General features: G+C 64.5%; 20 protein-coding genes. 8 read left to right on the top strand and 12 right to left on the bottom strand.

The window, feature by feature from the left end:
- Positions 1-31: 31 nt before the first annotated feature.
- The 5 genes from MTR64_RS10555 to MTR64_RS10575 are packed head-to-tail and all read left to right on the top strand — an operon-like array spanning position 32 to position 6,370.
- The gene (locus tag MTR64_RS10555; protein WP_243993566.1) at positions 32-2,506 is read left to right on the top strand and encodes a DUF1592 domain-containing protein; all 2,475 of its coding nucleotides are present in this window, start codon (positions 32-34) and stop codon (positions 2,504-2,506) included.
- Entirely contained in the window at positions 2,503-3,843 is a 1,341-nt protein-coding gene (locus MTR64_RS10560; RefSeq protein ID WP_243993568.1) for a DUF1552 domain-containing protein, read from the top strand. Before MTR64_RS10555 ends, MTR64_RS10560 begins: the two co-directional genes overlap by 4 nt.
- Positions 3,836-5,158, top strand: coding sequence for an ankyrin repeat domain-containing protein (locus MTR64_RS10565; RefSeq protein ID WP_327194266.1), 1,323 nt, complete (start codon positions 3,836-3,838; stop codon positions 5,156-5,158). Before MTR64_RS10560 ends, MTR64_RS10565 begins: the two co-directional genes overlap by 8 nt.
- A 49-nt stretch (positions 5,159-5,207) precedes the next feature.
- Entirely contained in the window at positions 5,208-5,681 is a 474-nt protein-coding gene (locus MTR64_RS10570) for a c-type cytochrome (RefSeq protein ID WP_243993570.1), read from the top strand.
- A gap of 14 nt (positions 5,682-5,695) precedes the next feature.
- Positions 5,696-6,370: a cytochrome b/b6 domain-containing protein gene (locus MTR64_RS10575; RefSeq protein ID WP_243993572.1), complete on the top strand. Its 675-nt coding sequence runs from the start codon at positions 5,696-5,698 to the stop codon at positions 6,368-6,370.
- On the opposite strand, the gene MTR64_RS10580 is transcribed toward MTR64_RS10575, so the two are convergent.
- The 5 genes from MTR64_RS10580 to MTR64_RS10600 form a co-directional block, all read right to left on the bottom strand.
- A complete protein-coding gene (locus MTR64_RS10580; protein WP_243993574.1) occupies positions 6,367-7,761 on the bottom strand; it encodes a uracil-xanthine permease family protein in 1,395 nt (464 codons plus the stop codon). The genes MTR64_RS10575 and MTR64_RS10580 overlap by 4 nt on opposite strands.
- Before the next feature lie 13 nt (positions 7,762-7,774).
- Complete coding sequence (locus MTR64_RS10585) at positions 7,775-9,136, bottom strand: 8-oxoguanine deaminase (protein WP_243993576.1); 1,362 nt, start codon at positions 9,134-9,136, stop codon at positions 7,775-7,777.
- Positions 9,137-9,304: 168 nt separating this feature from the next.
- Complete coding sequence (locus MTR64_RS10590) at positions 9,305-10,417, bottom strand: purine nucleoside permease (RefSeq protein ID WP_243993578.1); 1,113 nt, start codon at positions 10,415-10,417, stop codon at positions 9,305-9,307.
- Positions 10,418-10,513: 96 nt separating this feature from the next.
- Positions 10,514-13,021 carry a TonB-dependent siderophore receptor gene (locus MTR64_RS10595; protein WP_243993580.1) on the bottom strand — a complete coding sequence of 836 codons (2,508 nt, stop codon included), beginning with the start codon at positions 13,019-13,021 and terminating at the stop codon, positions 10,514-10,516.
- A gap of 156 nt (positions 13,022-13,177) precedes the next feature.
- On the bottom strand, positions 13,178-14,746 hold the full coding sequence (locus tag MTR64_RS10600; RefSeq protein WP_243993582.1) for an adenosine deaminase family protein: 1,569 nt from the start codon (positions 14,744-14,746) through the stop codon (positions 13,178-13,180).
- Positions 14,747-14,991: 245 nt separating this feature from the next.
- Here MTR64_RS10600 and MTR64_RS10605 point away from each other — a divergent pair, with 245 nt between their 5' ends.
- The 3 genes from MTR64_RS10605 (at position 14,992) to MTR64_RS10615 (ending at position 17,157) form a co-directional block, all read left to right on the top strand.
- Positions 14,992-15,933, top strand: a complete 942-nt coding sequence (locus MTR64_RS10605; RefSeq protein ID WP_243993584.1) for a LysR family transcriptional regulator — start codon at positions 14,992-14,994, stop codon at positions 15,931-15,933.
- Between the two features lie 85 nt (positions 15,934-16,018).
- The gene (locus MTR64_RS10610; RefSeq protein WP_243993586.1) at positions 16,019-16,552 is read left to right on the top strand and encodes a phosphoribosyltransferase; all 534 of its coding nucleotides are present in this window, start codon (positions 16,019-16,021) and stop codon (positions 16,550-16,552) included.
- Positions 16,553-16,578: 26 nt separating this feature from the next.
- Entirely contained in the window at positions 16,579-17,157 is a 579-nt protein-coding gene (locus MTR64_RS10615) for a TIGR00730 family Rossman fold protein (protein ID WP_243993588.1), read from the top strand.
- A 33-nt stretch (positions 17,158-17,190) separates the two neighbouring features.
- On the opposite strand, the gene MTR64_RS10620 is transcribed toward MTR64_RS10615, so the two are convergent.
- Genes MTR64_RS10620 through MTR64_RS10650 form a run of 7 tightly spaced genes read right to left on the bottom strand, consistent with a single transcriptional unit; the run spans position 17,191 to position 26,435 of the window.
- Entirely contained in the window at positions 17,191-18,309 is a 1,119-nt protein-coding gene (locus MTR64_RS10620) for a nucleoside hydrolase (protein ID WP_243993589.1), read from the bottom strand.
- On the bottom strand, positions 18,309-19,325 hold the full coding sequence (locus MTR64_RS10625) for an adenosine deaminase (RefSeq protein WP_243993591.1): 1,017 nt from the start codon (positions 19,323-19,325) through the stop codon (positions 18,309-18,311). Before MTR64_RS10625 ends, MTR64_RS10620 begins: the two co-directional genes overlap by 1 nt.
- On the bottom strand, positions 19,322-20,611 hold the full coding sequence (gene guaD, locus MTR64_RS10630) for a guanine deaminase (protein ID WP_243993593.1): 1,290 nt from the start codon (positions 20,609-20,611) through the stop codon (positions 19,322-19,324). The genes MTR64_RS10625 and guaD overlap by 4 nt, the downstream gene beginning before the upstream one ends.
- Entirely contained in the window at positions 20,608-21,525 is a 918-nt protein-coding gene (gene xdhC / locus MTR64_RS10635) for a xanthine dehydrogenase accessory protein XdhC (protein ID WP_243993596.1), read from the bottom strand. The genes guaD and xdhC overlap by 4 nt, the downstream gene beginning before the upstream one ends.
- Positions 21,522-23,831 (bottom strand): xanthine dehydrogenase molybdopterin binding subunit, encoded by a 2,310-nt coding sequence (gene xdhB / locus MTR64_RS10640; protein ID WP_243993598.1) that lies wholly within the window; start codon positions 23,829-23,831, stop codon positions 21,522-21,524. Before xdhB ends, xdhC begins: the two co-directional genes overlap by 4 nt.
- The gene (gene xdhA / locus MTR64_RS10645; protein WP_243993601.1) at positions 23,824-25,242 is read right to left on the bottom strand and encodes a xanthine dehydrogenase small subunit; all 1,419 of its coding nucleotides are present in this window, start codon (positions 25,240-25,242) and stop codon (positions 23,824-23,826) included. The genes xdhB and xdhA overlap by 8 nt, the downstream gene beginning before the upstream one ends.
- Positions 25,239-26,435, bottom strand: coding sequence for a urate hydroxylase PuuD (locus MTR64_RS10650; RefSeq protein ID WP_243993603.1), 1,197 nt, complete (start codon positions 26,433-26,435; stop codon positions 25,239-25,241). Before MTR64_RS10650 ends, xdhA begins: the two co-directional genes overlap by 4 nt.

Here is a 26,435-nt window from a genome sequence, read left to right on the forward strand (position 1 = left end):
AAAAGACCGGCAAACGGGGTCGAATTATTCCATGAGCCTGAGACTGCGATTTCCTATTGGCAGCAGCGTGCTTGCGGCAAGCGCGCTGATCACGGCTGCTGCAGTCTATGCCGCGCAGGACCACGAACCAGACGCTGTTGTGGATGCCATGCCGGCTGCGGCCGAAGCACAGGCAGCAATGATCGAGCCGATGCTCGAAAAGTACTGCTCGCGCTGCCACAACGATTTCGACATGGTCGCCAATCTCTCGGTCGAGGACCTCAAGGCCAGCGACCTGCGCACCGGCAAGCATGCCGCAGAGTGGGAAAAGATCCTGCGCCGCGTCGCTGCCGGGGAAATGCCGCCTCACTCGAAGCCGCAGCCTGACCCGGCCAAGCGCGCGGCCTTCGTGCAATGGCTCGGCCAGTCGCGCGCGAGTTTCGCCGCAGCCAATCCCGATCCGGGCAAGGCCACGCTGCGCCGCCTCAACCGCTACGAATATGCCAACGCGGTGCGCGACCTGCTCTCACTCGACGTGGATTTCAGCCGCGAACTGCCGCAGGACAATTCCGGCTTCGGCTTCGACAACATCGCCGATGTGCTGACCGTTTCGCCCACGCTGATGGAGCGCTACATTGCGGTGGCAGGCAAGGTCGGGCGGCTGGCGACCGGCCTCACCTCGCGCCGCGAATTCGTGACGACCTGGCAGGTCCCCAAAGACGGCTCGGTCAAGAACTCGGGCGTGCCCGCCTACAACGAACGGGCGAGCGCGGATCTGCCGCTGGCCTCGCGCGGGGGCGCTGCTTTCGAATATTTCGCCCGCTACGACGGCACTTACGAAATCGCCGCCTGGCTGAATTCCAATACCAACAACGAGACCGACCGCCTCACCGAAGACCGCTACAGCGTGCGTGTGCCGGTCAAGGCGGGGGCACACCTCGTGGGCCTCTCGTTCCGCCGCCAGTACTGGCCGGACGAGACCGTGCAGACGCTGCACAATGATACCGACAAGGTGCCGCTGCCACTCGATCCTCCCACCAAGCTTCCGCTCGACGTCTGGGTGGATGGTCAGCGGGTCTCCACGCTGGAGGTGCCGTCCTACCGGATGCACCAGCGCTACTCGCAGCAGAACTTCCCACGCGACGTGCTGCAGGTGGATGTGGCTGGGCCTTACGACGCCGTGGGCGTGCCAGACACGCCGAGCCGCCGTGCAGTGTTCCTGTGCCATCCGAAGAAGGCTTCGCAGGAAGAGGCCTGCGCGCACAAGATCATTTCTACACTGGCCCGGCGCGCCTGGCGCCGTCCGGTTGGGGAATTCGACATTGCCCCGCTGATGCAGATCTATGCAGGCGAACGCACGGCATCCGATTTCGAACACGGCGTGGAAGCCGCGCTGGAAGCAATCCTCGTCTCTCCCGAATTCCTGTTCGTCGTCGAGCATGACCCGGCGGGCGCCCTGCCCGGCAGTGTCCACACCGTGTCCGATCTGGAACTGGCGACGCGGCTTTCGCTGTTCCTGTGGAGCAGCATTCCCGACGATCACCTGCTCTCGCTCGCCGAGCAGGGCAAGCTCCGCAAGCCCGGCGTGCTCGATGCCGAAATCACCCGTATGCTGGATGATCCCAGGGCGAAGGCACTGACCGGAAACTTCGCCGGACAGTGGCTCTACTTGCGCAACCTCGACCAGCAGAAACCAGACATCGACGTCTTCCCGAAATTCGACACGCGCCTCAAGCAGGCCATGGCGACCGAAACCGAGATGTTCTTCGCGAGCATCCTCAATGACAACCGGCCGGTGACGGACTTCATCGAGGCCAACTACACCTTCCTCAACCAGCGCCTTGCCGAGCACTATGGCATCCCCGGCGTGACCGGTACGGCGTTCCGCAAGGTTGCGCTGAAGCCCGAGTGGCATCGTGGCGGGCTGCTGGGGCAGGCGAGCATCCTGACCGTGACGTCGTACAACAACCACACCTCGGTGGTGCGGCGCGGCAAGTGGATCCTCGACAATATCCTAGCCTCGCCCCCTCCTCCGCCGCCCGCCAACGTGCCCGCGCTCAAGACCGAGCATGATGGCCGCCAGTTGAGCGCGCGCGAGCAGCTCGAACTTCACCGCGCCAACCCGAGCTGCGCTGCCTGCCATGTGAAGATGGACCCGCTGGGCTTCGCGCTGGAGAACTTCAACGCGGTCGGCGGCTGGCGCACCATCGATGCGGGCCAGCCCATCGACAACGGCGCGGTGCTGCCCGACGGCACGAAATTCGCAGGGATCAGCGGCCTTCAGAAGATCCTGATGGACCGCAAGGACGAGTTCGCACAGGCCTTCACCGAGCGGCTGATGATCTACGCCCTCGCCCGCGGCCTCGGCGCGCAGGACATGCCCGCAGTGCGCGAGATCGCCAGCGATGCCGCCGCCGATAGCTATCGCGTGCGCGCCATCATCAAGGGCATTGCCGCCAGCCCTGCCTTCACCATGCGCAAGACCCCCGAACCCTTCAAAGCCGCCTACGGGAGCCCGATGAAATGAGGATCACCCGCAAGCCCCTCTCCCGCCGCACCGTGCTGCGCGGCAGTGCCACGGCCATGGCCCTGCCCTTCCTCGAAGCGATGATGCCCAGCGCCAAGGCTGCGGACATCGGTCAGCGGCCCAAGCGGCTGCAGGTTTTCTATTCGCCCAATGGCATGACCATGCCCGAATACCGGCCTACGGGCGAAGGCGCGGACTTCACGCTGCCGTCCACGCTGGAGCCGCTCACACCGCACAAGGACACGATCGCCGTCGTGACTGGCCTCGGCCACCCGCAGGCGGCGGCGATGGGCGATGCGCCCGCCGGGCACGGCCGCTCCTGCCCGGCCTTCCTCACCGGTTCGCATGCCCGCCAGACCGAGGGCGCGGACATCCGCGCGGGCACGTCGATGGATCAGGTCTTCGCCGCGCATCTGGGCGATGCCACCCAGATCCCCTCGATGGAACTGAGCATCGACCTGCCGAGCATGGCGGGCAGCTGCGACATCAACTACTCCTGCGCCTATACCAACGGCATCTCCTGGCTGACACCCACAGTGCCGCTGCCGGTCGAGGCCAACCCCCGCGCCGTTTTCGAGCGGCTGTTCGGGGATGGCGAGGCGCTCGACGAGAAGAGCCGCCTCGCCCGGCTGCGCAAGCAGGCCTCGATCCTCGACTTCGTGATGGAGGACACCGCGCGCCTCTCCGGCAAGCTGGGCATGGAAGACCGGCACAAGCTCGACGAATACCTCGACGCCACCCGCGCCATCGAAAAGCGCATCCAGCGCGCAGAAAGCTCCCCGCCGCCCGCGCAGGCCGCGTCGATGATGCAACCCGCGGGCATTCCCGACGATTTCGCCGAGCATGTAAAACTGATGATCGACCTGCAGATCCTCGCCATGCAGGCAGACATGACGCGGGTCGGCACCTTCATGATCGGGCGCGAACTGTCCAACCGCACCTATCCCGAAATTGGCGTGCCGGATTCGCACCACATGCTGAGCCACCACGGGAAAAATCCCGAAAAGATGGCACAGCTTGCCAAAATCAATCACTATCACATGACCTTCTTCGCCTATGCCCTGCAGCGGATGAAGGAGACGAAAGACGGCGAAGGCAGCTTGTTCGACCGCACGCTGGTTATCCGCGGATCGGCCTTCGGCGATTCCAACGAGCACGACTACATGGACTTGCCCATCGTCGTGTCCGGCGGGCTGGTGAAGGGCGGGCGCCACGTGAAGGTGCAGCATGGCACCAGCATGTCGAACCTGATGCTGGCCGGGCTCAACCTGCTCGACGTTCCGGCCACCGCCTTCGGAGACAGTACCGGGCCGCTCAAGGAACTGATCAGTGCGTAACCTCGCCGCCATCGGTTTCACCATTGCCATCACACTGGCTGTGGTTGCTCCGGCGCAGGCGCGGCCTGACGGGGATACCGAAGCACTCGCTCTCGCCGTCAGGGCCGGCGATACTGCACGCACGGCTGCGGCCCTTGAAGCCGGAGCCAGTGCCAACGCCACGCTAGCCTTCGGCGAAAGCCCGCTCGCCCGTGCAATCGAGACACAGGACACGGCACTCGTCAGCACGCTGCTCCACCACGGCGCGAAGCCCAACACGGCCGATACCGGGGGCCTGACACCGCTCGGCCTTGCCTGCGAACGCGGCAATGGTGCCATCGTCGATGCCCTGCTCGATGCCCGCGCCAATGTCCGCAAGACCGGCCGCGACGGAACAAGCCCGCTGGCGATCTGCGCCCGCTTCGCCCCGACGGGCACCGTAACACGGATGCTGGCGATGGGCGCCGCGGCGGAAAGTATCGACGCGCGGGGCCAGACACCGCTGATGTGGGCTGCCTCATCGGGCAACCTGGGCGCCATGGCTGCGCTGTTGAAAGCAGGGGCACAGGTCAACCGGGTGACCCCCGGGCAGTTCACGCCGCTGGCCTTCGCGATCAAGAGTGGTGTTCCAGAGGCGACGAAACTGCTGCTCGATGCCGGCGCGGATGCCTCGTGGCGTGGGCCGGAAAACACCAGCGCGGCGCAATTGGCGATGTACCAGAAGAACTGGGGCGCTGCCGCTTTGCTGGTGGAACGCGGCGTCGACCTTGCCGCGCATGACCGCAACGGCGAACAGTTACTCCATGTCGCTGCCGCCGGAGGTGATAGCGCCCTTGTCAGGCTGCTGCTGGCGAAAGGCGCCGATCCAAACGGACTGACCGGCCCCTCGCGCATCAAGTGGGTGACCGAAGCCAACTTCGGCATGCCGCCGCCGCCCGTTCCGCCCACGCCGCCACTGCTCATCGCCGCACAGAACGGCCAGATGGACGTGATGAAGCTGCTCGTTGCGGCGGGGGCCGATCCGGCCTTCGTCGCAGAGAACGGCACCAATGTCGTGCTCGCCGCCGCGCACGGGCAGAGTCCCGCAACACTTGCCTATGCACTCAGCCTCGCACCGAAGGTGAATGTTGCAGACAGCAACGGCATGACGCCTCTGCACGTGGTCCTCAACGGAGGCTGGCATCCGGAACTGGAAGCGATGATGCGCATTCTCGCGGAACATGGCGCCCGCACCGATCTTCCCAATTCCTACGGCAAGACTGCCGTTCAGACTGCCGAAAGCGGGCTGACGACAGTGCGCGACGTCTATCATCATGTTTTTGCAGCCAGGCCTTAGGTTGTGTTAGCACCTGCAACACCCTGCCCCCTTCATTCAGGAAGACACCATGATCCGATCCAGAATCACTGCCCTTACCGCTCTTGGCCTCGCCGCCGCAGCAATGGCGGGCGGCGCTACCATTGCCATCGCCGCGCCTTCGGCCAGCACCACGATTTCCACGCGCCAGGCCAACTTCAAGAAGATGGGCGGGGCGATGAAGGCCTTGAAGGAACAGCTCTCCGGCACTCCGGACAAGGCGAAGGTCCTCGACGCAGCCAAGACGATCGCTGCCACCGCCCGCGTTCAGACCAAGCTGTTCCCGGCCGGCACCGGCCCCTCATCGGGCGTGAAGACCGATGCGCTGCCCGTCATCTGGACCGATCGCACCACATTCGACGGCGACATGAACAAGCTCATAACCGAAGCCGACAAGCTGGTGGCAGCAGCCAACTCGGGCAATGCCGCTGCGATGCAGGCACAGTTCAAGGCCGTGGGCGGCAGCTGCGGCGGTTGCCACAAGCAGTTCCGCGCTGACGACTGAACGGACGCAAAGCCATGAGTGAAGCCCCCGCCACGGCCCGCATCTGGGATCCCGCGATCCGCCTGTTCCACTGGCTGCTCGCGGGTTTCGTGGGATTCTCGTGGTGGACGGGCGAACAGCACGACATGGAGTGGCACCGCTACTCCGGCTACGCGATCCTCGCGCTGCTCGTGTTCCGCCTGTTCTGGGGCTTTACTGGCCCGCGCACGGCGCGTTTCTGCCAGTTCGTAAAGGGTCCGGGCGCTGTCTCGGCCTATGCCAAGACACTCGGTAGCAAACAGGCCCACGCCGCCGACGGGCACAACCCGCTTGGCGGCTGGAGCGTGATCGCGATGCTCGGTGCACTGCTGGTGATGGTCGTGGCCGGGCTCTTTGCCATCGACGTCGATGGCTGGGATGGCGGGCCGCTGTCGGACTACATCACATTCGATCAGGGCCGCGCCTTCGCCGAATTTCACGAAACCGTGTTCAACGTGATCCTAGCGCTGGTGGTCCTGCACATCGTCGCCATCGGCTTCTACGCTACCTGGAAGCGCCAGCGCCTCGTGCCCGCCATGATTACCGGGAAGCGCAAGCTCGGCGCGGATGAGGCGCCGCAGGAGCTGCGCTGGTCTCCAGTCCTGGCACTCACCGGCATTGCCCTGGGCGTGGTGATTGCCTGGGCAGCCTCGACCGGCTTCCGGTTCTAGGCCGCCATTGCAGCAGCCGGACGCACGTCAGTCCGTCCCGGCACCAGCAAATTGAGCGCAACGGCTGTCACCGCCGCAGGCAGCACGCCTGAGCCGAGCAGGATACGCAAGGTCTCGGGCAAGTGCTGCAGCGCCTCCGGCTCCAGCTGAAGGCCCAGCGCCAGCGACAGCGAGACGCCGAAGATCAGCATGTTGCGCTGGGTCCACTGGACGCCCGCCAGCATCGATGTCGCCGCCGAGGCGACCATGCCGAACATCACAATCACGCCGCCGCCCAGAACCTCGATGGGAATGGTGGTGATCACCGCGCCGACCTTGGGCAGCAGTCCGCAAGCGATCAGGAACAGCGCCCCTAGCGTCACAACGTGGCGGCTCATTACACCTGTAATCGCGATCAGGCCGACGTTCTGGCTGAACGTGGTGTTGGGCATGGCACCGAACACGGCTGCCAATGCGGTCCCGACCCCGTCGGCACAGACGGCGCCTTGCAGTTCGTGATCAGTGGCAGGGCGTCCGGCGTTGCCTTCGCAGATCGCATCGACATCGCCGATGGATTCGATCGAGGAGACGAAGCCCGTCAGACAGAAACCGAGGATGGCTGACGCCGACAAGGCAAAGCCGAAGTGGAACGGCATCGGCAGCATGACAAGCCCCGCCGAGGCAACCGGGGCGAAGTCGACGCGACCCATTGCCAGCGCGGCCAGATAGCCTGCAATGAGTCCCAACAGCACCGCCGCCGTCGACCAGATGCCCCGTCCGAAGAAGTTGAGCGCCAGCGTGGTCACCACCACCACGCCCGCGAGCAGCCACGACTGCCACGCCCCGAACGCCGGCGTGCCCACCGCCGGAACACCGCCTGCCGCATACTGCACGCCGATGCGCATCAGCGAGAGCCCGATCATCAGCACCACCAGTCCGGTGATCATCGGCGGCAGCGCGAAGCGGATCTTGCCGACGAAGAAGCTCAGACCCGCGTGCAGCAGGCCGCCGAACAGCGCCGCCGTGGTCAATGCCGCCATGGCTTCGACGCCCTTGCCCGCGACAATCGGGATCATGATCGGGATGAAGGCGAAGCTCGTCCCCTGCACCAGCGGCAACCTCGCGCCGACGGGGCCGAAGCCAATGGTCTGCAACAGCGTCGCGATCCCGGCGAAGAGCATCGCCATCTGGATCATGTAGATCATCTCGGAGGTATCGCCCGATCCATACCCGAACCCGGCAGCACCCGCGACGATGATCGCAGGCGTCATGTTGCTGACGAACATGGCCAGCACGTGCTGGATGCCCAGCGGAATGGCCGTGGCAAGGCCCGGAAAGTAGTTCGGATCGCGTGCCTGCTCCGGCGTCATGCCGGAAACGGTCAAAGGCATTTCGGTAGCAAGGACAGTCATCCGCAACCTTTCTTCAGGCAAGGCTCATCAGCCGGTCGAGCGAACGTGTCGCGGCGGCCAGCACCTCTTCACGTTTCACCGTCACAAGGTCTCCGCTGCGGACAACCGCCCGGCCTTCGACGAAGACGTCACGCGCAGCGAGTGGGGGTGCCAGAACCAGCCCCGCAACCTTGTCCCACGCTCCGGCCGAGACGACATCGCTCATGTCCCAGACGGCGAAGTCGGCACGCTTGCCCGGTTCGAGCGATCCGCAATCCTCGCGCCCCAGCACTTGCGCGCCGCCGCGTGTCGCCAGCCACAGCGCCTCGCGCGGGTCAAAGCGGCCCGCGCCCAGATTGACGCGTTGCAAGAGCATCGACTGGCGCGCCTCGTTCAGCAGGTGACCGCTGTCGTTGGAAGCCGAACCGTCAACGCCCAGCCCCACCGGCACGCCGGCATCCAGCATGGCGCGCACCGGCGCAATGCCCGAGCCGAGGCGGCAATTCGAACAGGGGCAATGCGCCACGCCAGTCCGCGTGCGGGCGAACAGCCCGATCTCGGCGGCATCGAGCTGAACGCAGTGGGCGTGCCACACGTCGGGCCCGGTCCAGCCCAGATCCTCGGCATACTGGCCGGGACGGCAGCCGAAACGTTCGAGCGAAAACGCCACGTCATCGGCATCCTCGGCCAGATGGGTGTGCATCATCACGCCCTTGTCACGCGCAAGCAGCGCGGACTGGCGCATCAGGTCAGTGCTGACCGAGAACGGCGAGCACGGCGCAACCGCCACGCGCAGCATCGCGCCGTCTGCAGGGTCGTGGAATGCATCGATCAGCCGGATCGTATCGGCGAGGATCGCCTCTTCCTCCTCGACCACGCTGTCGGGCGGGAGGCCGCCCTTGCTTTCGCCCACACTCATCGAACCGCGCGTGGCGTGAAAGCGCAGGCCCATCTCCTGCGCGGCATGGATCGAATCGTCCAGCCGCACGCCTTCCGGGAACAGGTAGTGGTGGTCCGAACTCATCGTGCAGCCGGACAGTGCCAGTTCGGCCAGACCCAGCTGCGTGGCTGCAAACACATCCTCCGGCCGGTACTGCGCCCAGATCGGATAGAGCCGCTTGAGCCAGCCGAACAGCGAGACGTTGATCGCGCCGGGCAAGGCCCGCGTCAGGGTCTGGAACAGGTGGTGGTGCGTGTTGACGAGGCCCGGTGTGATCACGCAGCCGCGCGCCTCGATCACTTCATCCGCCTCATCCGCCAGCGGAGCCAGTTCGGCGCTGGTCCCCACTGCCTCGATCACGCCATTGCGAAAGGCCATTGCGCCGTCGGCGATCTCGCGCCGGGCATCGTCCATCGTGACGAGAATGTCAGCGTGATGGATGAGCGTAAGGCTCATGCGCTCCCTCTGTCTGCTACCCGCTCCAAACATCCGTCGTCATTGCGAGGAGGCGAAGCCGACGTGGCAATCCAGAGCGGCTTAAACCGCCCCTGGATTGCCGCGCGGCCTGCGACCGCTCGCAATGACGAGAAAGGAACGCCGCTCACCGGAGTTTCGGGCAGCTCATCAAGGCGTGGAGTCCTCGTACTTGTCCCAGTGATCGAGCAGTTCGTCGACTACGGCGGAGCCCACGGTGTAGAGGTTCTCCACGGCCGCCTCGAGCCCGGCATAGCCTTCGTTCTCGCGCAGCAGGTAGGTCGCTGCATCCACGCCCGGCGGCGGCATCGTGTAGTTGGAGCCCGCGCGCATCACCAGCACCCGGTCACGATCGGCGCGGTCGATATTGCTGAGATAAGTCAGCGAAGTCAGTACGCCGGTGTCTTCCATCGCTGACGTAACGAAGTCGCCCTTGCCGCTCGTCCAGTAGCGGACCCAGGAATTGGCCCAGTCGGTCATCAGCTTGCCGTGCCAGAACGTCAGCGCCGAAAGCTGTTCGCCTTCGAGCACGAAGGGCGGCTCCTGCGCGGGCGGATAATCGACGAACTTCGCGCGCTCGGCGGCGATGCCCTCGGAATCGGGCAGTTCGATGTTTTTCGTCAGGTCGTAGGCCCACTTCTCGAGCGTGGGGTTGATCTGGAACATCTCGCCGCCCGAGGGATTGGGTTTGCCCGACATGTCGTTCGGGCCCTTGGTCTGGCGGGGGAAGTAACCGAACTTCCAGTCCGCCGGTATTTCGCGCGCGTCGATTTCATGCGCCAGATCACCGTCGACCACGTAGCGCGCCCAGGCCACAGAGCCTATCGAGGCATCTTCTGGATCGATCCCCGCAATGCCGGCCACCAGCCAGTACGCCTTGGAGACATCGAAACGAGGATCGAGACCCAGCGCCATCGTGGCGGCCGTCGAGCGGGCAGTGCCGATACCGGTCACCATTCCCAGAACCTGCGTATCGGGATTGTAATAGAGATCGTGGAAGCCTTGCGGGAACGGAATGCGCATGGTCAACCCCCGGCGCTCCTTCCACAGCTGGAATTCGCCTGCCGTATCGCCTTCGTCCTTGCCGATCTCGAACAGCGAGACGATCACCACCTTGACCGGCAGTGGCGTCGCGCAGGGTGCGCCGGGATCACAGGCCGAAATGTCCGGAACGGGCGCCGTTTCGGCAAAGGCCGCTCCGCTTTGCTGGCACAGGGCAAGGCAGGCCCCGGCGATGACTGCGGCGCGGTTCAGGAAACGCATCGGATACCTCATGAATGCACATGGCCATGAATGCAGATGGCCACAAATACACAAGGGACGCCGGGTTTCCCCGGCGCCCCCTGCGGTTGGGAGAGCTTAGAACTTGTAAGCGATCGTCGCCTGGAAGCTGCGCGGCTTCTCGGGCAGGACAATGGTCGAACCGAAGATTTCCGTGAAGTTCGCACGGAAGTACTTCTCATTCGTGGCGTTCTTGACGTTCAGACGGAACAACCAGGGGCCCGTCTCGAACGAGGCGCCAAGGTCAACCAGCGTGTAGGCCGGAAGCTTCACGGCCTGTGACTGGCCGGAATAGACCGATGGCACGTGAACAACGCTGCCCGAAAGGGCAATGCCATTGTCGAACGCGTAAGTCGCGGTAGCCGAATACAGGTTGGTCGGGATACCGGCACGGCGCGAGGCGTTCTTGTCCGCGATCGGCACCAGACCGATCGGCTGACCACCAAGGTACAGCGTCGGATCGGAGACGTTGACCATATCCTCGATACCGAAGAAGCTGAACAGCGTCCCGTTCGTAATGGCTGTCAGGTTGTAAACCTTCGTGCGGGTGTAAGCGCCGGTAAGCAGCAGGTGGTCATCCACCGACCAGCGAACTTCGGCCTCCATGCCCTTGGTTTTGACCGCCTGGTTCACCGTGATCGACTGGCGATTGTAGTCGGTGCGTTCCTGCTGATAGACCGACAGCGCCGCATAGAGGCGATTGTCGAGGAACGAGCCCTTGATACCCGCTTCCTTCAGCTTCGAGGCGGACATGAACGTGCCGCTGTCGATGTCCTCGGCATAGAGTTCAGCACCCTGCCCGGCGATCAGCGTCGTCTGGCGAGCCAGTGTCACGTAGGGGATCAGACCGAAGGGCAGCTTGTACGAAGCGCTCGCCGTCCACGACCAGCCGCCATCGCTGCCGCTTGCCGAAGGAACATCCGGCTGGGTTTCGTCCAGCATGTACTGGGTCAGGTAACGCGACGTACCCTTCACGCGGTCGTAACGGGCACCCGCCGTGATATCGAGGCCGAAATTGAAGTCGAGGTCCACGAGACCGGCCATCGCCAGGTCGGTGTAGTGCCCCTTGACGTAGTTGGTGAAGCCGCAGTCCGATGCGGTGTAACCGGCCTGATCGCTGAACGGGCATTCGAGCGCCAGCAGGCGATCGGACAGGGCATTGTAGCCCACCGTCAGGTCAACACGGTTGAAGTATTCGTAAGTGTAGTCGTCCCCGTGCTCGAAATGGGTGTAGCGGATCGACGGCGAGGCCTGGATCGAGAACTTGCCTGCGCTGTTCTCGATATCGAGCTGCGCGACGATCTTGTCCTCGAACACCCACGAATCGTGGAACTGCGAGAAACCATAGGCATTCTCGTTGTAGTTCTCGTAGCTGTCGTAGAACATCTGGTTCTTGATCGAGAACGGCCCGTCACCCTTGTAGATGAGGTCGGCGTAGAGCGTCGTCGAGCGGTTATCGAGACGGTCGTCCTTACCCGTAAGCGTGTCCTTGCGGCTGAGCTTGGCAGTGCCAGTGTTGGTGAGCGCAAGCTGAGGGTAAGTCGAGGTAAAGCACGCGTCAGTAAATGCCGTCGCAAACGGGCTGAAGGCACCGCAACCGTATCCACCGAAGACAGACAGACTGCCGTACTGCGAGTTGACTTCACCAGCCGAAATCTGCCCGTCGCCATTGGTATCCAGCGGTTGCGCAGCGCCGGTAATGTACGTGCTGTTATCGACGAGATCCTGCGTCACGCGGTTCCAGCCGCCGTTCTGCTGGCCCTTGTAGTTCTGGTACATGCCGCCGAATTCCAGCCGCAGATCTGGCGCCAGATCGGTGTCGAACGCTGCCTGCAGGACGGTCTGCTTGGTCGACATGTTATGGTAGTAGCTGCCGGAATCCTCCACCTCGGCATAGAGGCTGTAACCGAATTCCTGCGAACCCAGCTTGCCCGGGCCGCGGATTTCAGCCGAGAGGTTCGCCTTTTCCCAGCTGCCGCCGGTAAAGGAGACCTGACCTTCGGGCTCCGCCAGATAGGAACCGCCCTTCACGCGCGCGGTCTTCGGCACGAAGTTCATGTAACCGCCAGTCTTCGACGGGCCGTAGATCGGCGAGGCCGGGCCGCGCACGATGTCGATACGGTCGGACGCGGCGATCGGCGTCGGGTAGTTGCCCGGGTTGTCGAGGCGGCGCATGCCACGGAAGTAGGTCTCACCCGGAGTACCACGGATATCGAGCGCGCCGCCGACTCCGAAGAACGAGTTGGTGAACGCACCCGGCGACTGCGCAACGAGATCATAGATGTCGGTGATGCCGAAGCGTTCCATCTGCTCCGAGCTGATGGTCGAAGCCGAACGCGGCGTTTCGGTAATCGTCTTCTCGAATCCGAATACCGAGCCAACGTCAGATACCGGCAGAGCGTCAAGCGATCCGGTCACGACGATCTCGCCGCTGGCGGGCTCTTCAGCGGCATCGTCGGCGAAAGCCGGCGACGTCAGTGCAGTGCAGCAGAAAAGGCTGGTGGCGACCGCGAGCAACGGCTTGCGGAGACGGTATTGTTGCGGCGCAAAGCTCATATGCGCATCAACGGACTTGTTCTTGGTCATCGTGTTTTCACCCCTGTTTTGGCGGGAACGGAATTTTTCTGTTCTCTGCGCCCCTCATTGGATTGTGACCCACCTCTCCCGCATGAGCACTATTCTTGTTGCAGTGCATCATTGCATGATCTGTCTGGTTGTCGAAGACGTTAAGCTGGCGACCTCCTAGGAACCTTGTGGATAGTTGAAGCGGCCGAGCGCGTGCTCGAACCGGTCGAAACGCGTTTCCAGATCAGCCTGGAGGCGCGCCTTTTCATTTGCGGCAAGAAACGGCTTGCAGTGCTTGCTCTCAAACGAAGCGGCGCAATCGGCCACGGCCGTGCCCAGTTTGCGGTCACGCCACAGGCTGGCCCCCGGCAGAAAGGCATATTCCAGGCTGGCGCGCGCCAGGCTCTTAAGATCCGCGTAGCCCAGCCCCTGATCGGTGACGGCACGGCGGTATTCGTTGGTCATGTCCGAGCGCAGCACACCTTCATCGTCGGTGGACAGCGCCACCGGCACACCCATACTGCGGTAGAGCGCGATCGGGTGTTCCCCGCCCTTCACGCCGAGAATTACGGCGTTGCTGGTGAGATTGACTTCCACGGCGATGCCTTCGCGCGCCATGCGGGCCAGCGTCTCGGGGGCCTTGTCCTCATAGGCGATGTCCGTGCCATGGCCGATACGGCGCGCACCGGAGGCAACGGCGCGCGCAATGTGATCTGCCAGATCGGCGGGAGGCACCAGCCCCAGCGCCAGTTCTCCGGCATGCATCGTCACGCTCACATCCGGATACCTGGCCTCGAGAAACCGGAACATCGCCATGTGAAGGCCGTAATCGCGCAGCGCGACCGGATCGTCCTCGGGCATGACAATGTTGACGCCCACCACGCGCGGGTCGCGATGCGCCATCGCAAAACTGACAAGCAGCGTGCGCCACGCCATGCGGGGCGGAAATCCGCGCATGGCGTATGTCAGGTAGTGCACGGCGACATCACAGGCCGGGTCAGCAGCCGCGGTGCCGCAGGAAAGCTGTGCGTTTGCCTCGCTCTCGATCTGGTCGAAGTCTTTGACAAAGCCGTCGAGCAAAGGCGCAAGTTCGGCGCTATCCTTTGCATAGAGCGCCGCGATCCCGGCTTCATCGGCCGGCCCCGTCCCGGCAGCGCGGACGAACGCTGCCATGCCGGGCGGATCGAGCATCAGTTCCAGATAGCTGACCCCGTTTCGCGCCGCGCTCTGGCGGGCAAGCGCCAGCCAGCGCCCATTCTCTCCCGTCGAAGCGGCACCAAACCGGTCAAAGCTGCGAAAGAACTGGGTGTGCCCGGAAACCTCATCAGCCCCCACGCCGCGCTGGTATCCGCGCGTGGAGAGCGCATCAACGAGCTGGGCAAAAACGAACGGCCGCTCCGACGCCATTTTCGCGATCTGGAGCTCATCGCTGCAAGGACCAGGCACGATGCGGGTAATACCGGCATCAGCGCACATACCTTTCTGTGCAGCCACATCAAGGAAGTCCTCGGCATAGACGCTGCCACCCAGGTGATTGTGCAGATCGCCGCCCTTGGGCATCGCCTGCAGGAACATGCGCAGCCGCGCGGCATTGCCGGAGACCTGATCGAGCATCGCTGAAGCGGCCGCTTCGCTCGCGGCGTCGGCACTGACAGCTGCCGGGACAAGCGACAGCGCGGCACCGGCCAACCAGGCCAGCGCGCGCAGACGTGGCCCCGCAGGGCGCTCGTTTCGACTCGTCAACATTCCCCAGACCCCGAGATGGAGCGCACCATCAGTCCGGCCAGCCGGCTCGAATAGAATGGCGCCCCGCACCAAACGTGCGTCAAAAGGCCAGCGTCCGTGTCCGGGGAGGATTCGGAACAACGGACGCCGGGCCTGACGCACCTTTCGGCGTACTTGCAGGTCGTAGGCACTTGACTTGGTTCGAGCAAACGCAATGAATCCCACGGTGCGTTGCAAAAATTAGAGCAGGTCAGAAAGACACCCCCATGCCCGCGTTTTCGCGTTTCCTTCGCTACTTCATGGCGGTCGGCCGCCTCGGCTCGATCCGCAAGGCGGCTGACGAACTCAATGTCTCGGCCTCGGCGATCGCCCGCCAGATTCTCAATGTCGAAGCGGAAATCGGCACGCCGCTGTTCGAGCGGCTGCCCAGCGGGCTGAGACTCACGGCGGCTGGCGAGATCATGATGGCGGCAGGCAACCGCTGGAACAAGAACATGATCGACGTGCGCGCGCAGATAGAGGATTTGCGCGGCCTGAAGCGGGGTCACGTCGAAATGGCCATCATCGATGCGCTGGCCAAGGGCCACATTCCCGCGGCGATCTGCTCCATTCAGAGCCGCTTCCCCGGCATTACCGTGGGCGTGAAGGTTCTGGGCAACGACGAAGTGCGCAAGGCCGTCACCAGCGGCGAAGTGGACTTCGGGATCCTATTCGAGCCGCAATCCTACCGCGACCTGTCCGTGCGGGCCTTCGTGGAAGTGGTGCTCGGTTTCGTGACGCTCCCCGGCCACCCCCTTTCCGAACTGGATGAGGCACGATTCTCGGCCTGCACCGGATCGCCGCTGATCGTCCCGGCCGAACCGCTGGCGGTGTGCCAGCAGATTGCCGTACTCGAAGGCACCAGCGGCATGGAACTGGAGCGCAAGGCCAGTTCAGACAATATCCAGATGATCACCTCGCTGGTGCTCGAAGGAAGCGGCATCGGCATCCTCACTTCGCTTGACGTCATCACCGAAGTGCAGGCGGGACTGCTGTCCTTCACCCGCATATCGGATGCACTGCTGCGCCCGATGACGCTGGCCCTGTGCACCAACTCGGCGCGCACGCCTTCTTATGCCGCCGGGCTTGTACTGAGCGAAATCGAGAACGGGTTCGCCCAGCTCAGCTATACCGGCTCGATGAAGCGAAACGAGGAAAACAGCGCCTGAATCGCGCTACTGCAATTGCACGCGTTGCGGGAACCCAATAGCATATGCGGTTCTCCCAACATTCAGCGCACAGGATTCGCGAGTTATGAACCCGACCGCCGAGCCCGAACTTCACTACCTCGAATATTACGAGGATTTCCTGGCCAAGGTGCGCGTGCTGTCCCGCAAGGTGCGCGAGGGCAGCTGGATGCCCGACTTCGTGATCGGCGTAGGCCGTGGCGGCCTCGCGCCGGGTGTCTATATCTCCCACCAGCTCGAGCTGCCGATGCTTTCGATCGACCATTCCTCGAAAGTGCCCGGCTTTGCCGACGAGCTGCTGGTCAAGGTCGCAGCGATGAGCGCCCAGGGCAAGCGCATGCTCTTCGTTGACGACATCAACGACAGCGGCGGCACGATCCAGTACCTTCGCGGCAAATACGCGGAAGCGGGCGGCGACCCCGCCAACATGCGCTTTGCCGTCGTCATCAACAACCAGAGCTCCAGCGCCACTGTCGATTTCTGGGCCGACATGATCGACCGCGCGGATGACAAGCGCTGGTTCGTCTTCCCATGGGAAGCCGTCGGCACCAAGGACAGCATCGTCGAAGAGGCGCTATCGGTCCCCGAACGCCTTTCCTGACATCCCAACGAAAGAAGCCCCCCAACATGCGCATCTGCGTCTATCTCGGCTCTTCACCGGGCCGGAACCCGCTCTATCGTGAAGCCGCCGAGCAGTTCGGAACACTGCTGGCCAAGCGCGGCATCGGCCTTGTCTACGGCGGCGGCGAAGTCGGGCTGATGGGCGTGATCGCCGATGCCGCCTGCGCGGCGGGCGGCGAAGTGATCGGCGTCATCCCCGAAGCCCTGCGCGCCCGCGAAAAGGACCACCACGGCATCACCGAGCTTCACGTCGTTAAATCGATGCATGATCGCAAGGCGCTGATGGCCAAGCTGTCGGACGGGTTCGTCACCCTGCCCGGCGGCATCGGCACGTTCGAGGAGATGTTCGAGGCCTGGTGCTGGTCGCAGCTCGGCTACCACGCCAAGCCGGTCGGGCTGCTCAATGTAGGCGACTTCTACGACGGGCTCATCCAGTTCGTCGACAAGATCGTCGCCGAAGGCTTCCTGCAGGAACGCCACCGCGCGATGCTGCTGATCGAGCGCGATCCCGGAGTCCTGCTCGATCGCATCATCAACTTCGTCCCGCCCAAAACCGAGCACTGGCTGCACGAAGGCGAGAACTGAGGCCCCATTACCGACAGTCCGGCAGGAGCACGCCTATTTCGTGCTCCTGGCCCCCTCCACCATGGCCTGTACCATGAGCGCCGCCAGCCGTTTCGGATCGATTGCCCGCACCACGTGGGCCTTCTGCTCGCCGAGATGCGGCTGGTAATGCTCACGCCAGCTCAGCGTGTCGCCATAGCTCGGGCCGAACTGGGTATCGTAGTCGACGTAGAGGTCTTCCGACTTCGTTTCGATCGTGGGGTCGAGCACATAGCCTGCGGCGATCTCGTCCCATAGCGGATAGCCCGGCTCCATGGCGGCAATGAACTTGCCGATGTCGGGCGCAGCGGCCCTCGCCAGCCGCGCAAGCAGGTCCGGCGTCAGCTGGGTCGCCGTGGAGGGATCGGCCGGGATGATCGTCAGCTTGTGCCAGGGGCTGCGCGACACGATGCTCGCCGCTTCCGGATCAAACCGGGCGTTGAACTCGCGGCGCGGCGAGTTCGCGTATTCCCGCGCAAACTCGGCAGCAGATACGTTGTCCAGCACCTGATGCGGATTGAAGCTGCCACCCATGTAGACCAGTTCGCCCACCAGCGAGGCAAACTGCGGGTCAAGCCGCTGGGCGAGTGCCAGATTGGTCAGCGGCCCGCAGGCGACGATGGTGATCTGCCCGGGATACTGGTGGACCATGCGGATCATGAAATTCGCGGCGATCTCCGGTGACGCCTTCAGCTTCGGATTGCCGTTGGGCAGTTCGACCGGATCGTTGGGGCCATAATAAACGGGCGCACTCTGGACAGTGGATTCGACCCACTTCTTCATCCACGCGCCCTTCCACGTCAGCTTGCCGTAGAGCGATTCCCAGCGCTCGGTCAGCGCCTCGGAATTGAGCAGCGGATAGGTCGCACCCTGCACCACCGGGATGTCAGGCCGGTGGGCGATTTCAAGGCCGCGCAGCGCCATGGCCGTCGCGCGGTTAGCCCATGTGTTGCCGGAAACGGTGGTGATGCCGATGACATCGACCTTGCTGCTCTCCAGCAGGGTGAGGTGCATCAATGCGAAGCCCTCGTCGTCGATGATCACCTTGCGCTTGACCGGATCGGCATGAGCCGAACCAAGCGAGAGCAGCGCCGCAAACCAGATCGCGGCCAGAAGTCCGATGATTTTCCGCATTATGCGTATGTCGCCACGTAAGTTTCGAGTTTCTCAAGGTGCGCCGCAATCTGCGCGGGCGGCAGGAACGAGCCGGTAAAACTGTTGCGCGCCAGCGTCACGATCTCCTCGCGGTCAAGCCCGCGCGCCTCGGCGACGGCCTTGAAATTGTCACCGATATAGCCGCCGAAATAGGCCGGATCGTCCGAATTGATAGTCGCCTTGAGCCCCAGCGCCAGCATTCGGTCGATCGGATGATTGCCCAGATCGTCGACCACGCAGAGCTTGAGATTGGACAGCGGGCAGACCGTCAGCGTCATGCCCATCCCGGCCAGCCGGTCCACCAGCACCGGATCCTCCAATGAGCGGTTGCCGTGGTCGATGCGGTCGACGTGCAGAAGGTCGAGCGCCTGATAGACGTATTCGGGCGGCCCTTCCTCACCGGCGTGGGCTGTGAGCTTGAGCCCCTTCGCCCGCGCGGCTGCGAAGACCTGCGCGAACTTGACCGGCGGATGCCCGACTTCGGAACTGTCCAGCCCCACCGCCTCGATCCGGTCCAGCCAGGGTTCGGCCATCGCCAGCACCTCGAATGCGGCCTCTTCGGACAAGTGGCGCAGGAACGAGAGGATCAGCTTCGATGTCATCCCGAACTTCACCTCGGCCTCGGCCATGGCCGAGAGCAGCCCCTCGATCACCTCTTCAAACGGGATACCGCGATCGGTGTGGGTCTGCGGATCGAACATGATCTCGGCATGGACCACGCCGTCCGCCGCCGCACGCGCGAAGTAAGCAGCGGCCAGATCGTGGAAATCCTTCCGGGTTTGCAGCACACCCGCCCCGGCATAGTAGATGTCGAGGAAGTCCTGCAGGTTCGAGAAATCATAGGCCGCGCGCACGTCCTCTACCGTGGCGAAGGGGATTTCCACGCCGTTGCGCCTGGCCAGCTCGAACATCAGCTCGGGCTCGAGGCTGCCTTCGATATGCAGGTGCAGTTCGGCCTTGGGCAGGCCGGTGATGAAGCTGTCGAGATCGGTCATGGCTGGGTCCTTTGCCAGACGCATTCGCCCAGCACATATGTGCGCGCAACTGCGCGATCGTCGCCGAGGATTTGCAATGCGAAGAGCCGTTCCGCAAGGTCCGCCTCGCGCGTGCGGCGGGCCAGCAGTGGCGTCGCGGCGCAATCGAGCACGGCAAAGTCAGCCTCTTGCCCCACTTCCAGCGCACCGACTTTGTCACCGATATGCAGCAGCGCGGCGCTGCCCGCCGTCGCCAGCCAGAGCGCACGGAAGGGATCGAGCCGCTCCTCGCGCGCCAGCGCGGCCTGATAGGCAAGCCCTGCGGTGTAGAGCATCGAGAACGACGTGCCAGCACCGACGTCGGTACCCAGACCAAGACGCAGCTTGTGGCGGTCCGCCTGCCCGAAGTTGAAGAAGCCCGACCCGAGGAACAGGTTCGAACTCGGGCACACCGCGATCCCCGCGCCGCTTTCGTGCAGCCGCGCGCAGGCCCGGTCCGAAAGGTGAATGCCGTGGGCGAAGACCGAACGCGCCGTGACAAGGCAGAACCGGTCATAGACATCGAGATAGTCCGCCGCCTCGGTAAACCGCGCTTCCACTGCTGCGCATTCGTGCACGTTTTCCGCGAGGTGCGTGTGGATCAGCACGTCAGGATGCTCCGCCACCAGCGCCCCGGCGTCGGCCAGTTGGGCGTCGGTCGAGGCCAATGCGAAACGTGGCGTCACCGCATAACCCAGCCGCCCCCGCCCCCGCCAGCGCCGGATCAGCGCTTCGGTTTCGGCACGGCCCGAGGCCACGGTGTCCCTGAGCCCCTCCGGTCCCAGATCCATCAGCACCTTGCCCGAAACGATCCGCATCCGCCGCTCCAGCGCCGCCTCGAACAGGGCGTCCACCGACTGCTCGTGGACGGTCGGATAGACCAGCGCACTGGTGGTGCCGTTGCGCAGCAGTTCGTCGAGGAAGAACGCCGCCACGGCATCGGCATGGGCCCTGTCCACGAAGGCTTTCTCGGCCGGAAAGATGTGGCGGTCGAGCCAGTCGAGCAACTGCTCGCCATGTGAGGCGATACGGTCGGTCTGCGGGTAATGGACATGCGCATCCACGAAGCCCGGCACGACGAGGCCGGGCAGTGTTTCGACGGGAACATCCGCATACCGCTCCGCCAGATCGGCATAGGCCCCGCGCGCAATGACCGCGCCGCCCTCGACGACGAGCAGGCCATCGGCCTCGTGACGCACCGCATCGGGCGCGTCGCGCGGGTCCTGCCCAACGGAGAGCAGTTCGGCGCGATAGGCGTGGATCGTCATTGCCCCCTCAGTTGCAGCAGTTGCGCCAGTACGGCGATGGCAATCACATCGGGCTCCTTGCCCCGCACCCCGGGCACGCCAATCGGCGCTGTCAGGCGGGCCAGTCCTTCATCGGTAATGCCATCGGCCTTCAGTCGAGAGCGAAAGCGCGACAGCTTGGTCGACGACCCGATCAGCCCCACGAACGCCACGGGATCGCGGCCCAGCGCGGCCAGCGTCAGATGATAGTCCAGCGGATGATCATGCGTGAGGATCACGATCGCCGCATCGGCGGGCGCTTCCGCGATGCAGTGGCCGATATTTTCCTCGTCCACAACAGTTACGCCGTCGATGGCCGCCTGTTCGGGGCGGGTATCGAACCACGCCAGTTGCAGCGGCAGGCCGGTCATGTGCCGGGCAATCGCCTGCCCGACATGCCCCGCGCCGAACAGATAGACCGGACGGGGGCGTTCACCCACCGGCTCCACCATGCGCCTACCTACGCCAGGACGCTCGCCGCGTGCGGACTGGCGCGTGGCGGTCTCACGTTCGAACACGGCGCGTTCGACGCGGCCTTCGACCAGAACAGTTTCCAGCATCCTTCCCGGCTCGGCATCGTGCAGCCAATCGAGCATCGCGGGATCGACATGCTCCACCAGAATGCGCACGCGCCCGCCGCAGCACTGTCCCAGAAGCGGCCCCAGCGGATAGTCCTGCACGCGCCATGTCCCCTTTGGATGATCGAGGATTGTGCGCGCCTGCTCGATGGCGCGAAATTCGAGCTGCCCGCCGCCGATGGTGCCCTGCTGCCCGTCCGCCGTCACCAGCATCCGCGTGCCCGCGCCGCGCGGCGCGGAACCTTCGGTCGCCAGCACCGAGACGAGAGCGCACGGCTCTTCCGGCAGCCGCCGCAACCAGCCGACCCACTGCGTCATCGCGCCTTATGCTCCGCGATGGCCTTCAGGATGCTTTCGGGCGTCGCCGGTGCATCGAGCGGCGGTAGGTCGCGCTTGTCCGGCGCGGTGGCGGCAATTGCCCGGTTCAGTGCCGAGAAGACCGAAATCGCCAGCATGAACGGCGGCTCGCCTACCGCCTTGGAGCGGTTGATCGTCGGCTCCACGTTCTCGCCGTCCCACAGGCTGACGGTGAAGTGCTTCGCGCGGTCGGAGGCAGTCGGAATCTTGTAAGTCGCGGGGCTATGCGTCAGCAGACGGCCCTTGCTATCCCACACCAGTTCCTCGGTGGTGAGCCAGCCCTGCCCCTGCACGAAGCCGCCCTCGATCTGGCCGATGTCGATCACCGGGTTCAGCGACCGGCCGACATCGTGGAGGATGTCCACCGCCAGCACCTTGTGCTCGCCGGTCAGGGTATCGACGGCCACCTCGCTCACCGCCGCGCCATAGGCGAAGTAGTAGAACGGGCGGCCCTTGTGGGCGGCCCGGTCGTATTCGATCCCCGGCGTGGCGTAGAAGCCCGTCGAGGACATCGAGACGCGGCCCATATAGGCCTTGTGCGTGACATCGCTGAACGCCAGCGTCTCGCCGCCCACCAGCACGCCGCCGGGGGTGAAATGCACCATGTCCTCGCCGCAGCCATAGGTGCGGGCGAGGAAACTGGTCAGCCGGTCGCGGATGGTCATCGCCCCAATATGCGCCGCCATGCCGTTGAGGTCCGCGCCCGAACTTGCCGCCGTAGCAGAGGTATTGGGCACCTTGTCGGTGCGCGTCGCGGTGATGCGCACCTGTTCGATGGGCACAGCGAAAACGTCCGCCACCACTTGCGCCACCTTCACGTAGACACCTTGCCCCATTTCGGTGCCGCCATGGTTGATCTGGATCGACCCGTCGGCATAGACGTGCACCAGCGCACCCGCCTGATTGAGATGGGTGGTGGTGAAGCTGATACCGAACTTCACCGGTGTGAGCGCGATGCCCTTCTTGATGACCGGGTTCTGCGAATTGAATGCTTCAACGGCCCGCACCCGCTCGTCGTAGCGCGCCGTCTCGCGCAGGCGGGCGATCATCTGCGGTGCAACGTTGTCGGCCACGGTCATGCCGTACTGGGTTTCCTCGCGCCCCGGCCCGTAGAGATTGGCCAGCCGCACTTCCAGCGGGTCCTTGCCGAGCGCCATCGCGACATGGTCCGCGATCCGCTCGATGGCCAGCATGCCCTGCGGCCCGCCGAAGCCACGGAACGCGGTGGCCGAGACCGTGTTGGTCTTCAGTCGTTCAGAGACGATCTCGACATCGGGCAGGTAATAGCAATTGTCCGCATGGAACATCGCGCGGTCGTTGATCGCAGGCGAGAGGTCCACCGTCGCGCCGCAGTCTGACGACAGCAGCAATGAAAGCGCCAATAAGTGGCCGTCATCATCAAAGCCAACATCGTAGCTGACCTCGAATGGGTGGCGCTTGCCGGTCATGACCATGTCGTCGTCGCGGTCGCAGCGGAACTTGGCGGGACGTCCGGTCTTATAAGCAACCAATGCGGCAGCTGCGGCAAACAGCGCTGCCTGCGTTTCCTTGCCCCCGAAAGCCCCGCCCATGCGGCGCACTTCCACGGTCACATCGGCGGTCGAACGGTGCAGCATGTGCGCGACCAGATGCTGCACTTCGCTGGGATGCTGGGTGGAGCTGAACAGGTGCACCTGCCCGTCCTCGCCCGGCATGGCCACCGCGACCTGCCCTTCGAGATAGAAGTGATCCTGCCCGCCCATTTCGAAGCGGCCCGAAAGGCGGTGCGGAGAGGATGCCAGCGCGGCAGCGGCATCGCCGCGGGCCATACGCTGGGTGGGTTCGATCAGCGATTGCCGCTCGCGTGCCTCGGCCATAGTGAGCACGGCGGGCAAGGGCTCGTATTCGACCTTGCCCAGCCGCGCGGCCTTGCGCGCGGCGCGCTGGCTGGTCGCGGCGACGAGGAACACCGGCTGGCCATGGCTGGTGACTTCGCCATCCGCCAGCAGCCTGTCGTCGCCCGCGAACGGGCTGACATCGTTGGTGCCGGGGATGTCGGCGGCTGTGTAGACCGCCACCACGCCCTCCGCGGCGAGCACCTCGGACAGGTCCATTGAGGCGATCCGCGCATGGGCTTCGCTGCTCTGCCCAAACGCAAGGTGGAGCATGTCCGCGGGCTCGGCCAGATCGTCGGCATAGCGCGCCTCGCCCGCGACGTGCATGTGTGCGCTGTCGTGCGGGTGTGAGGGCTTTTCGAGCACCTTCCAGGCGAGATCGCGATCAGCCATCGGCCATCTCCAGGACGGAAATCGTCACGCCCTGCTCGCGCAGCCACAGACGGCGCAGCAGGTTGGCGGCCGTTTCGAGGCGGTAGGCGGAAGAGCCACGCACGTCGGTCAGCGGCGTGAAATCACTCTTGAGCGCTTCGGCGGCGGCCTCGATGGTCGCTTCGCTGAAAGGCTGCCCCACCAGCGCGGCCTCGCAGAGTGCCGCGCGCTTCGGCGTTGCCGCCATGCCGCCGAACGCCACGCGCGCAGCGGTGATCGTTCCCTGCTCGACGGTCAGGTTGAAAGCGCCGCAGACCGCCGAGATATCGCTGTCGAACCGGCGCGAGAGCTTGGCGATGTGGATCACCGCATCGGGGCCGGGTCGCGGGATGCGGATCGATTCCACGAATTCACCCGGCTGGCGGTCCTGCTTGCCGTAGTCGAGGAAGTAGTCCTCCAGCGGCATCGTTCGCCGCCCGCTGGCGCTGCGCAGCGTCAGCTCTGCACCCAGCGCGATCAGGGCGGGCGGGCCGTCGCCGATCGGAGAGCCGTTTGCAATATTGCCGCCCACGGTCCCCGCATTTCGCACCTGCAGCCCGCCGATCCGACGAACCAGTTCGCCGAGGTCGGGATGCAGCCGCGCGAAATAAGAATGAGCATCGGCATAGCGCACGCCCGCCCCAAGGATCAGCGCCTCATCCGTTTCCTCGATCGCGGCAAGATCCGCCACGCTGCCCAGAAAGATCACCGTACCGAGCGAACGCAAGCCCTTGGTCACCCACAGCCCGACATCGGTGGCGCCCGCAATCAGCCGGGCCTCGGGATGCTTCGCGAGCAGCGAGGCGAGTTCCTCGCAGCTCACCGGCACGTACCAGCGGCTGCCGCCCCAGGTGCCGGACGCGCCCACGCCAGCGATCACCGCCAGCAGTTCGGCCATCGCGGCATCGTCGCGCGGCAGGCTATCGACGGTCTCGCCCGCTGCGAGGATCGGGCCATAGCCGGTGCAGCGACACAGGTTGCCCGCCAGCACGTCCGCCACAGGCATGTCGGAACCGCTTCCTCCGATCGCGCGGCCATAGAGCGACATCACGAAGCCGGGCGTGCAGAACCCGCATTGCGAGGACCCGTTTTCGGCCATGCAGCGCTGCAGCGGATTGATACCGCCCTCATCCTTCAGGCTCTCCACCGTCAGCAGTGCCTTGCCGTGCAGCATCGGCAGGAACTGGATGCACGAATTGACCGCGCGCCACGTTACCCCGCCATCCTCGGCCGACCCGACAAGCACGGTGCAGGCGCCGCAGTCCCCTTCCGCGCAGCCCTCCTTGGTGCCGGTGCGGCCCATCCGGTAGCGCAAGTGGTCGAGCACCATCGCGGTGGGATCAACTTCCGCCAGTTCGATCACTTCGCCATCGAGGATGAATGTCACGCTCATTTGGGCGCCCCCTGTGCGATCCACGCACCCAGTTTGCCGCGTTCCTCGTCGGTCATGCCGGTCATGTTGCCCAGCGGCATGACCTGCGAATCCACGGCCACGCGCTTGATCCGGTCGGTCACGGCATGCACGTGATCGTAGCTGTCGAGCCGGACACCCAGTGGCGGGGCCGGAAAGGCGTCGTTCATGGGATGTTCGGCGTGGCAGGACATGCAGTGCTTTGCGAAGACCGGTTCCACGTCCGCGTAGGTGAGACCCGCTTTGCCCTCAGGCTTGGCGGCGCCCGCTTTCTCCATTGAGACATAGGTCACGCTCACCAGCGCCATGGCCACGGCCAGCGCGATCGCCGGGCCGGTCTTCGCGCCGATGTGGCGCAGGTTGAAGACGTGGCGCACCGCAACGCCGGTCAGCCCCAGCAGTGCCAGCACCAGCCAGGGGCGATCTGCCCCGTAAGTCGTCGGGTAGTGGTGGCTGATCATGATGAACAGCACCGGCAGCGTCATGTAGTTGTTGTGGAGCGAGCGCTGCTTGGCCTCGAGGCCCAGCTTCGGATCGGGATCCTCGCCCGCCTTGAGCGCGGCGACGACCTTACGCTGGTTCGGGATGATCACGAAGAAGACATTGCCCACCATCGCCGTGCCGACGATCGCACCGATGTGCAGATAGGCCCCGCGCGCATTGAAGATAGCGTTCAGGAACACGGCCATGCCCAGAAGGAAGGCGAACCACACCACGCCCAGCACGCGGTTGTCGCGTCCCAGCGGCGACTTGCAGGCGAGGTGATAGAACAGCCAGCCTATGATCAGCGCGCTCATGCCGATGATCGTGGCATCTTCGCCAGAAAGGGCTGCCTTGGCGGGATCGATCAGGAAGTTTCTGGCGCCGACGTAATAGACCAGCACCAGCAGCGAAAATCCGCTTAGCCAGGTGAAGTAGGATTCCCACTTCGTCCAGTGGAGCACTTCAGGCAGCGCTGCCGGGGCAGTCTGGTACTTCTGCGAATGGTAGAAACCACCGCCGTGAACGGCCCAGTCCTCGCCGGTCACGCCTTCGGGCGCAGTGCCGGGCTGGGGCTTCTTCAGCCGCAGGTCGAGGCCCACGAAGTGGAACGACCCGCCGATCCAGGCGATGCCAGCGGTAAGGTGCAGCCAGCGGATCGCAAGGTTCAGCCATTCGGTGAGATCGAAGTGCAT

The sequence above is a fragment of the Novosphingobium album (ex Hu et al. 2023) genome, from assembly GCF_022832385.1.
GTDB classification, from domain to species: domain Bacteria; phylum Pseudomonadota; class Alphaproteobacteria; order Sphingomonadales; family Sphingomonadaceae; genus Novosphingobium; species Novosphingobium album.

Coding starts and splice junctions, on each gene's coding strand:
- MTR64_RS10555 (WP_243993566.1), top strand. CDS start 32: ATGAGCCTGAGACTGCGATTTCCTATTGGCAGCAGCGTGCTTGCGGCA.
- MTR64_RS10560 (WP_243993568.1), top strand. CDS start 2,503: ATGAGGATCACCCGCAAGCCCCTCTCCCGCCGCACCGTGCTGCGCGGC.
- MTR64_RS10570 (WP_243993570.1), top strand. CDS start 5,208: ATGATCCGATCCAGAATCACTGCCCTTACCGCTCTTGGCCTCGCCGCC.
- MTR64_RS10575 (WP_243993572.1), top strand. CDS start 5,696: ATGAGTGAAGCCCCCGCCACGGCCCGCATCTGGGATCCCGCGATCCGC.
- MTR64_RS10580 (WP_243993574.1), bottom strand. CDS start 7,761: ATGACTGTCCTTGCTACCGAAATGCCTTTGACCGTTTCCGGCATGACG.
- MTR64_RS10585 (WP_243993576.1), bottom strand. CDS start 9,136: ATGAGCCTTACGCTCATCCATCACGCTGACATTCTCGTCACGATGGAC.
- MTR64_RS10590 (WP_243993578.1), bottom strand. CDS start 10,417: ATGCGTTTCCTGAACCGCGCCGCAGTCATCGCCGGGGCCTGCCTTGCC.
- MTR64_RS10595 (WP_243993580.1), bottom strand. CDS start 13,021: ATGACCAAGAACAAGTCCGTTGATGCGCATATGAGCTTTGCGCCGCAA.
- MTR64_RS10600 (WP_243993582.1), bottom strand. CDS start 14,746: ATGTTGACGAGTCGAAACGAGCGCCCTGCGGGGCCACGTCTGCGCGCG.
- MTR64_RS10605 (WP_243993584.1), top strand. CDS start 14,992: ATGCCCGCGTTTTCGCGTTTCCTTCGCTACTTCATGGCGGTCGGCCGC.
- MTR64_RS10610 (WP_243993586.1), top strand. CDS start 16,019: ATGAACCCGACCGCCGAGCCCGAACTTCACTACCTCGAATATTACGAG.
- MTR64_RS10615 (WP_243993588.1), top strand. CDS start 16,579: ATGCGCATCTGCGTCTATCTCGGCTCTTCACCGGGCCGGAACCCGCTC.
- MTR64_RS10620 (WP_243993589.1), bottom strand. CDS start 18,309: ATGCGGAAAATCATCGGACTTCTGGCCGCGATCTGGTTTGCGGCGCTG.
- MTR64_RS10625 (WP_243993591.1), bottom strand. CDS start 19,325: ATGACCGATCTCGACAGCTTCATCACCGGCCTGCCCAAGGCCGAACTG.
- guaD (WP_243993593.1), bottom strand. CDS start 20,611: ATGACGATCCACGCCTATCGCGCCGAACTGCTCTCCGTTGGGCAGGAC.
- xdhC (WP_243993596.1), bottom strand. CDS start 21,525: ATGACGCAGTGGGTCGGCTGGTTGCGGCGGCTGCCGGAAGAGCCGTGC.
- xdhB (WP_243993598.1), bottom strand. CDS start 23,831: ATGGCTGATCGCGATCTCGCCTGGAAGGTGCTCGAAAAGCCCTCACAC.
- xdhA (WP_243993601.1), bottom strand. CDS start 25,242: ATGAGCGTGACATTCATCCTCGATGGCGAAGTGATCGAACTGGCGGAA.
- MTR64_RS10650 (WP_243993603.1), bottom strand. CDS start 26,435: ATGCACTTCGATCTCACCGAATGGCTGAACCTTGCGATCCGCTGGCTG.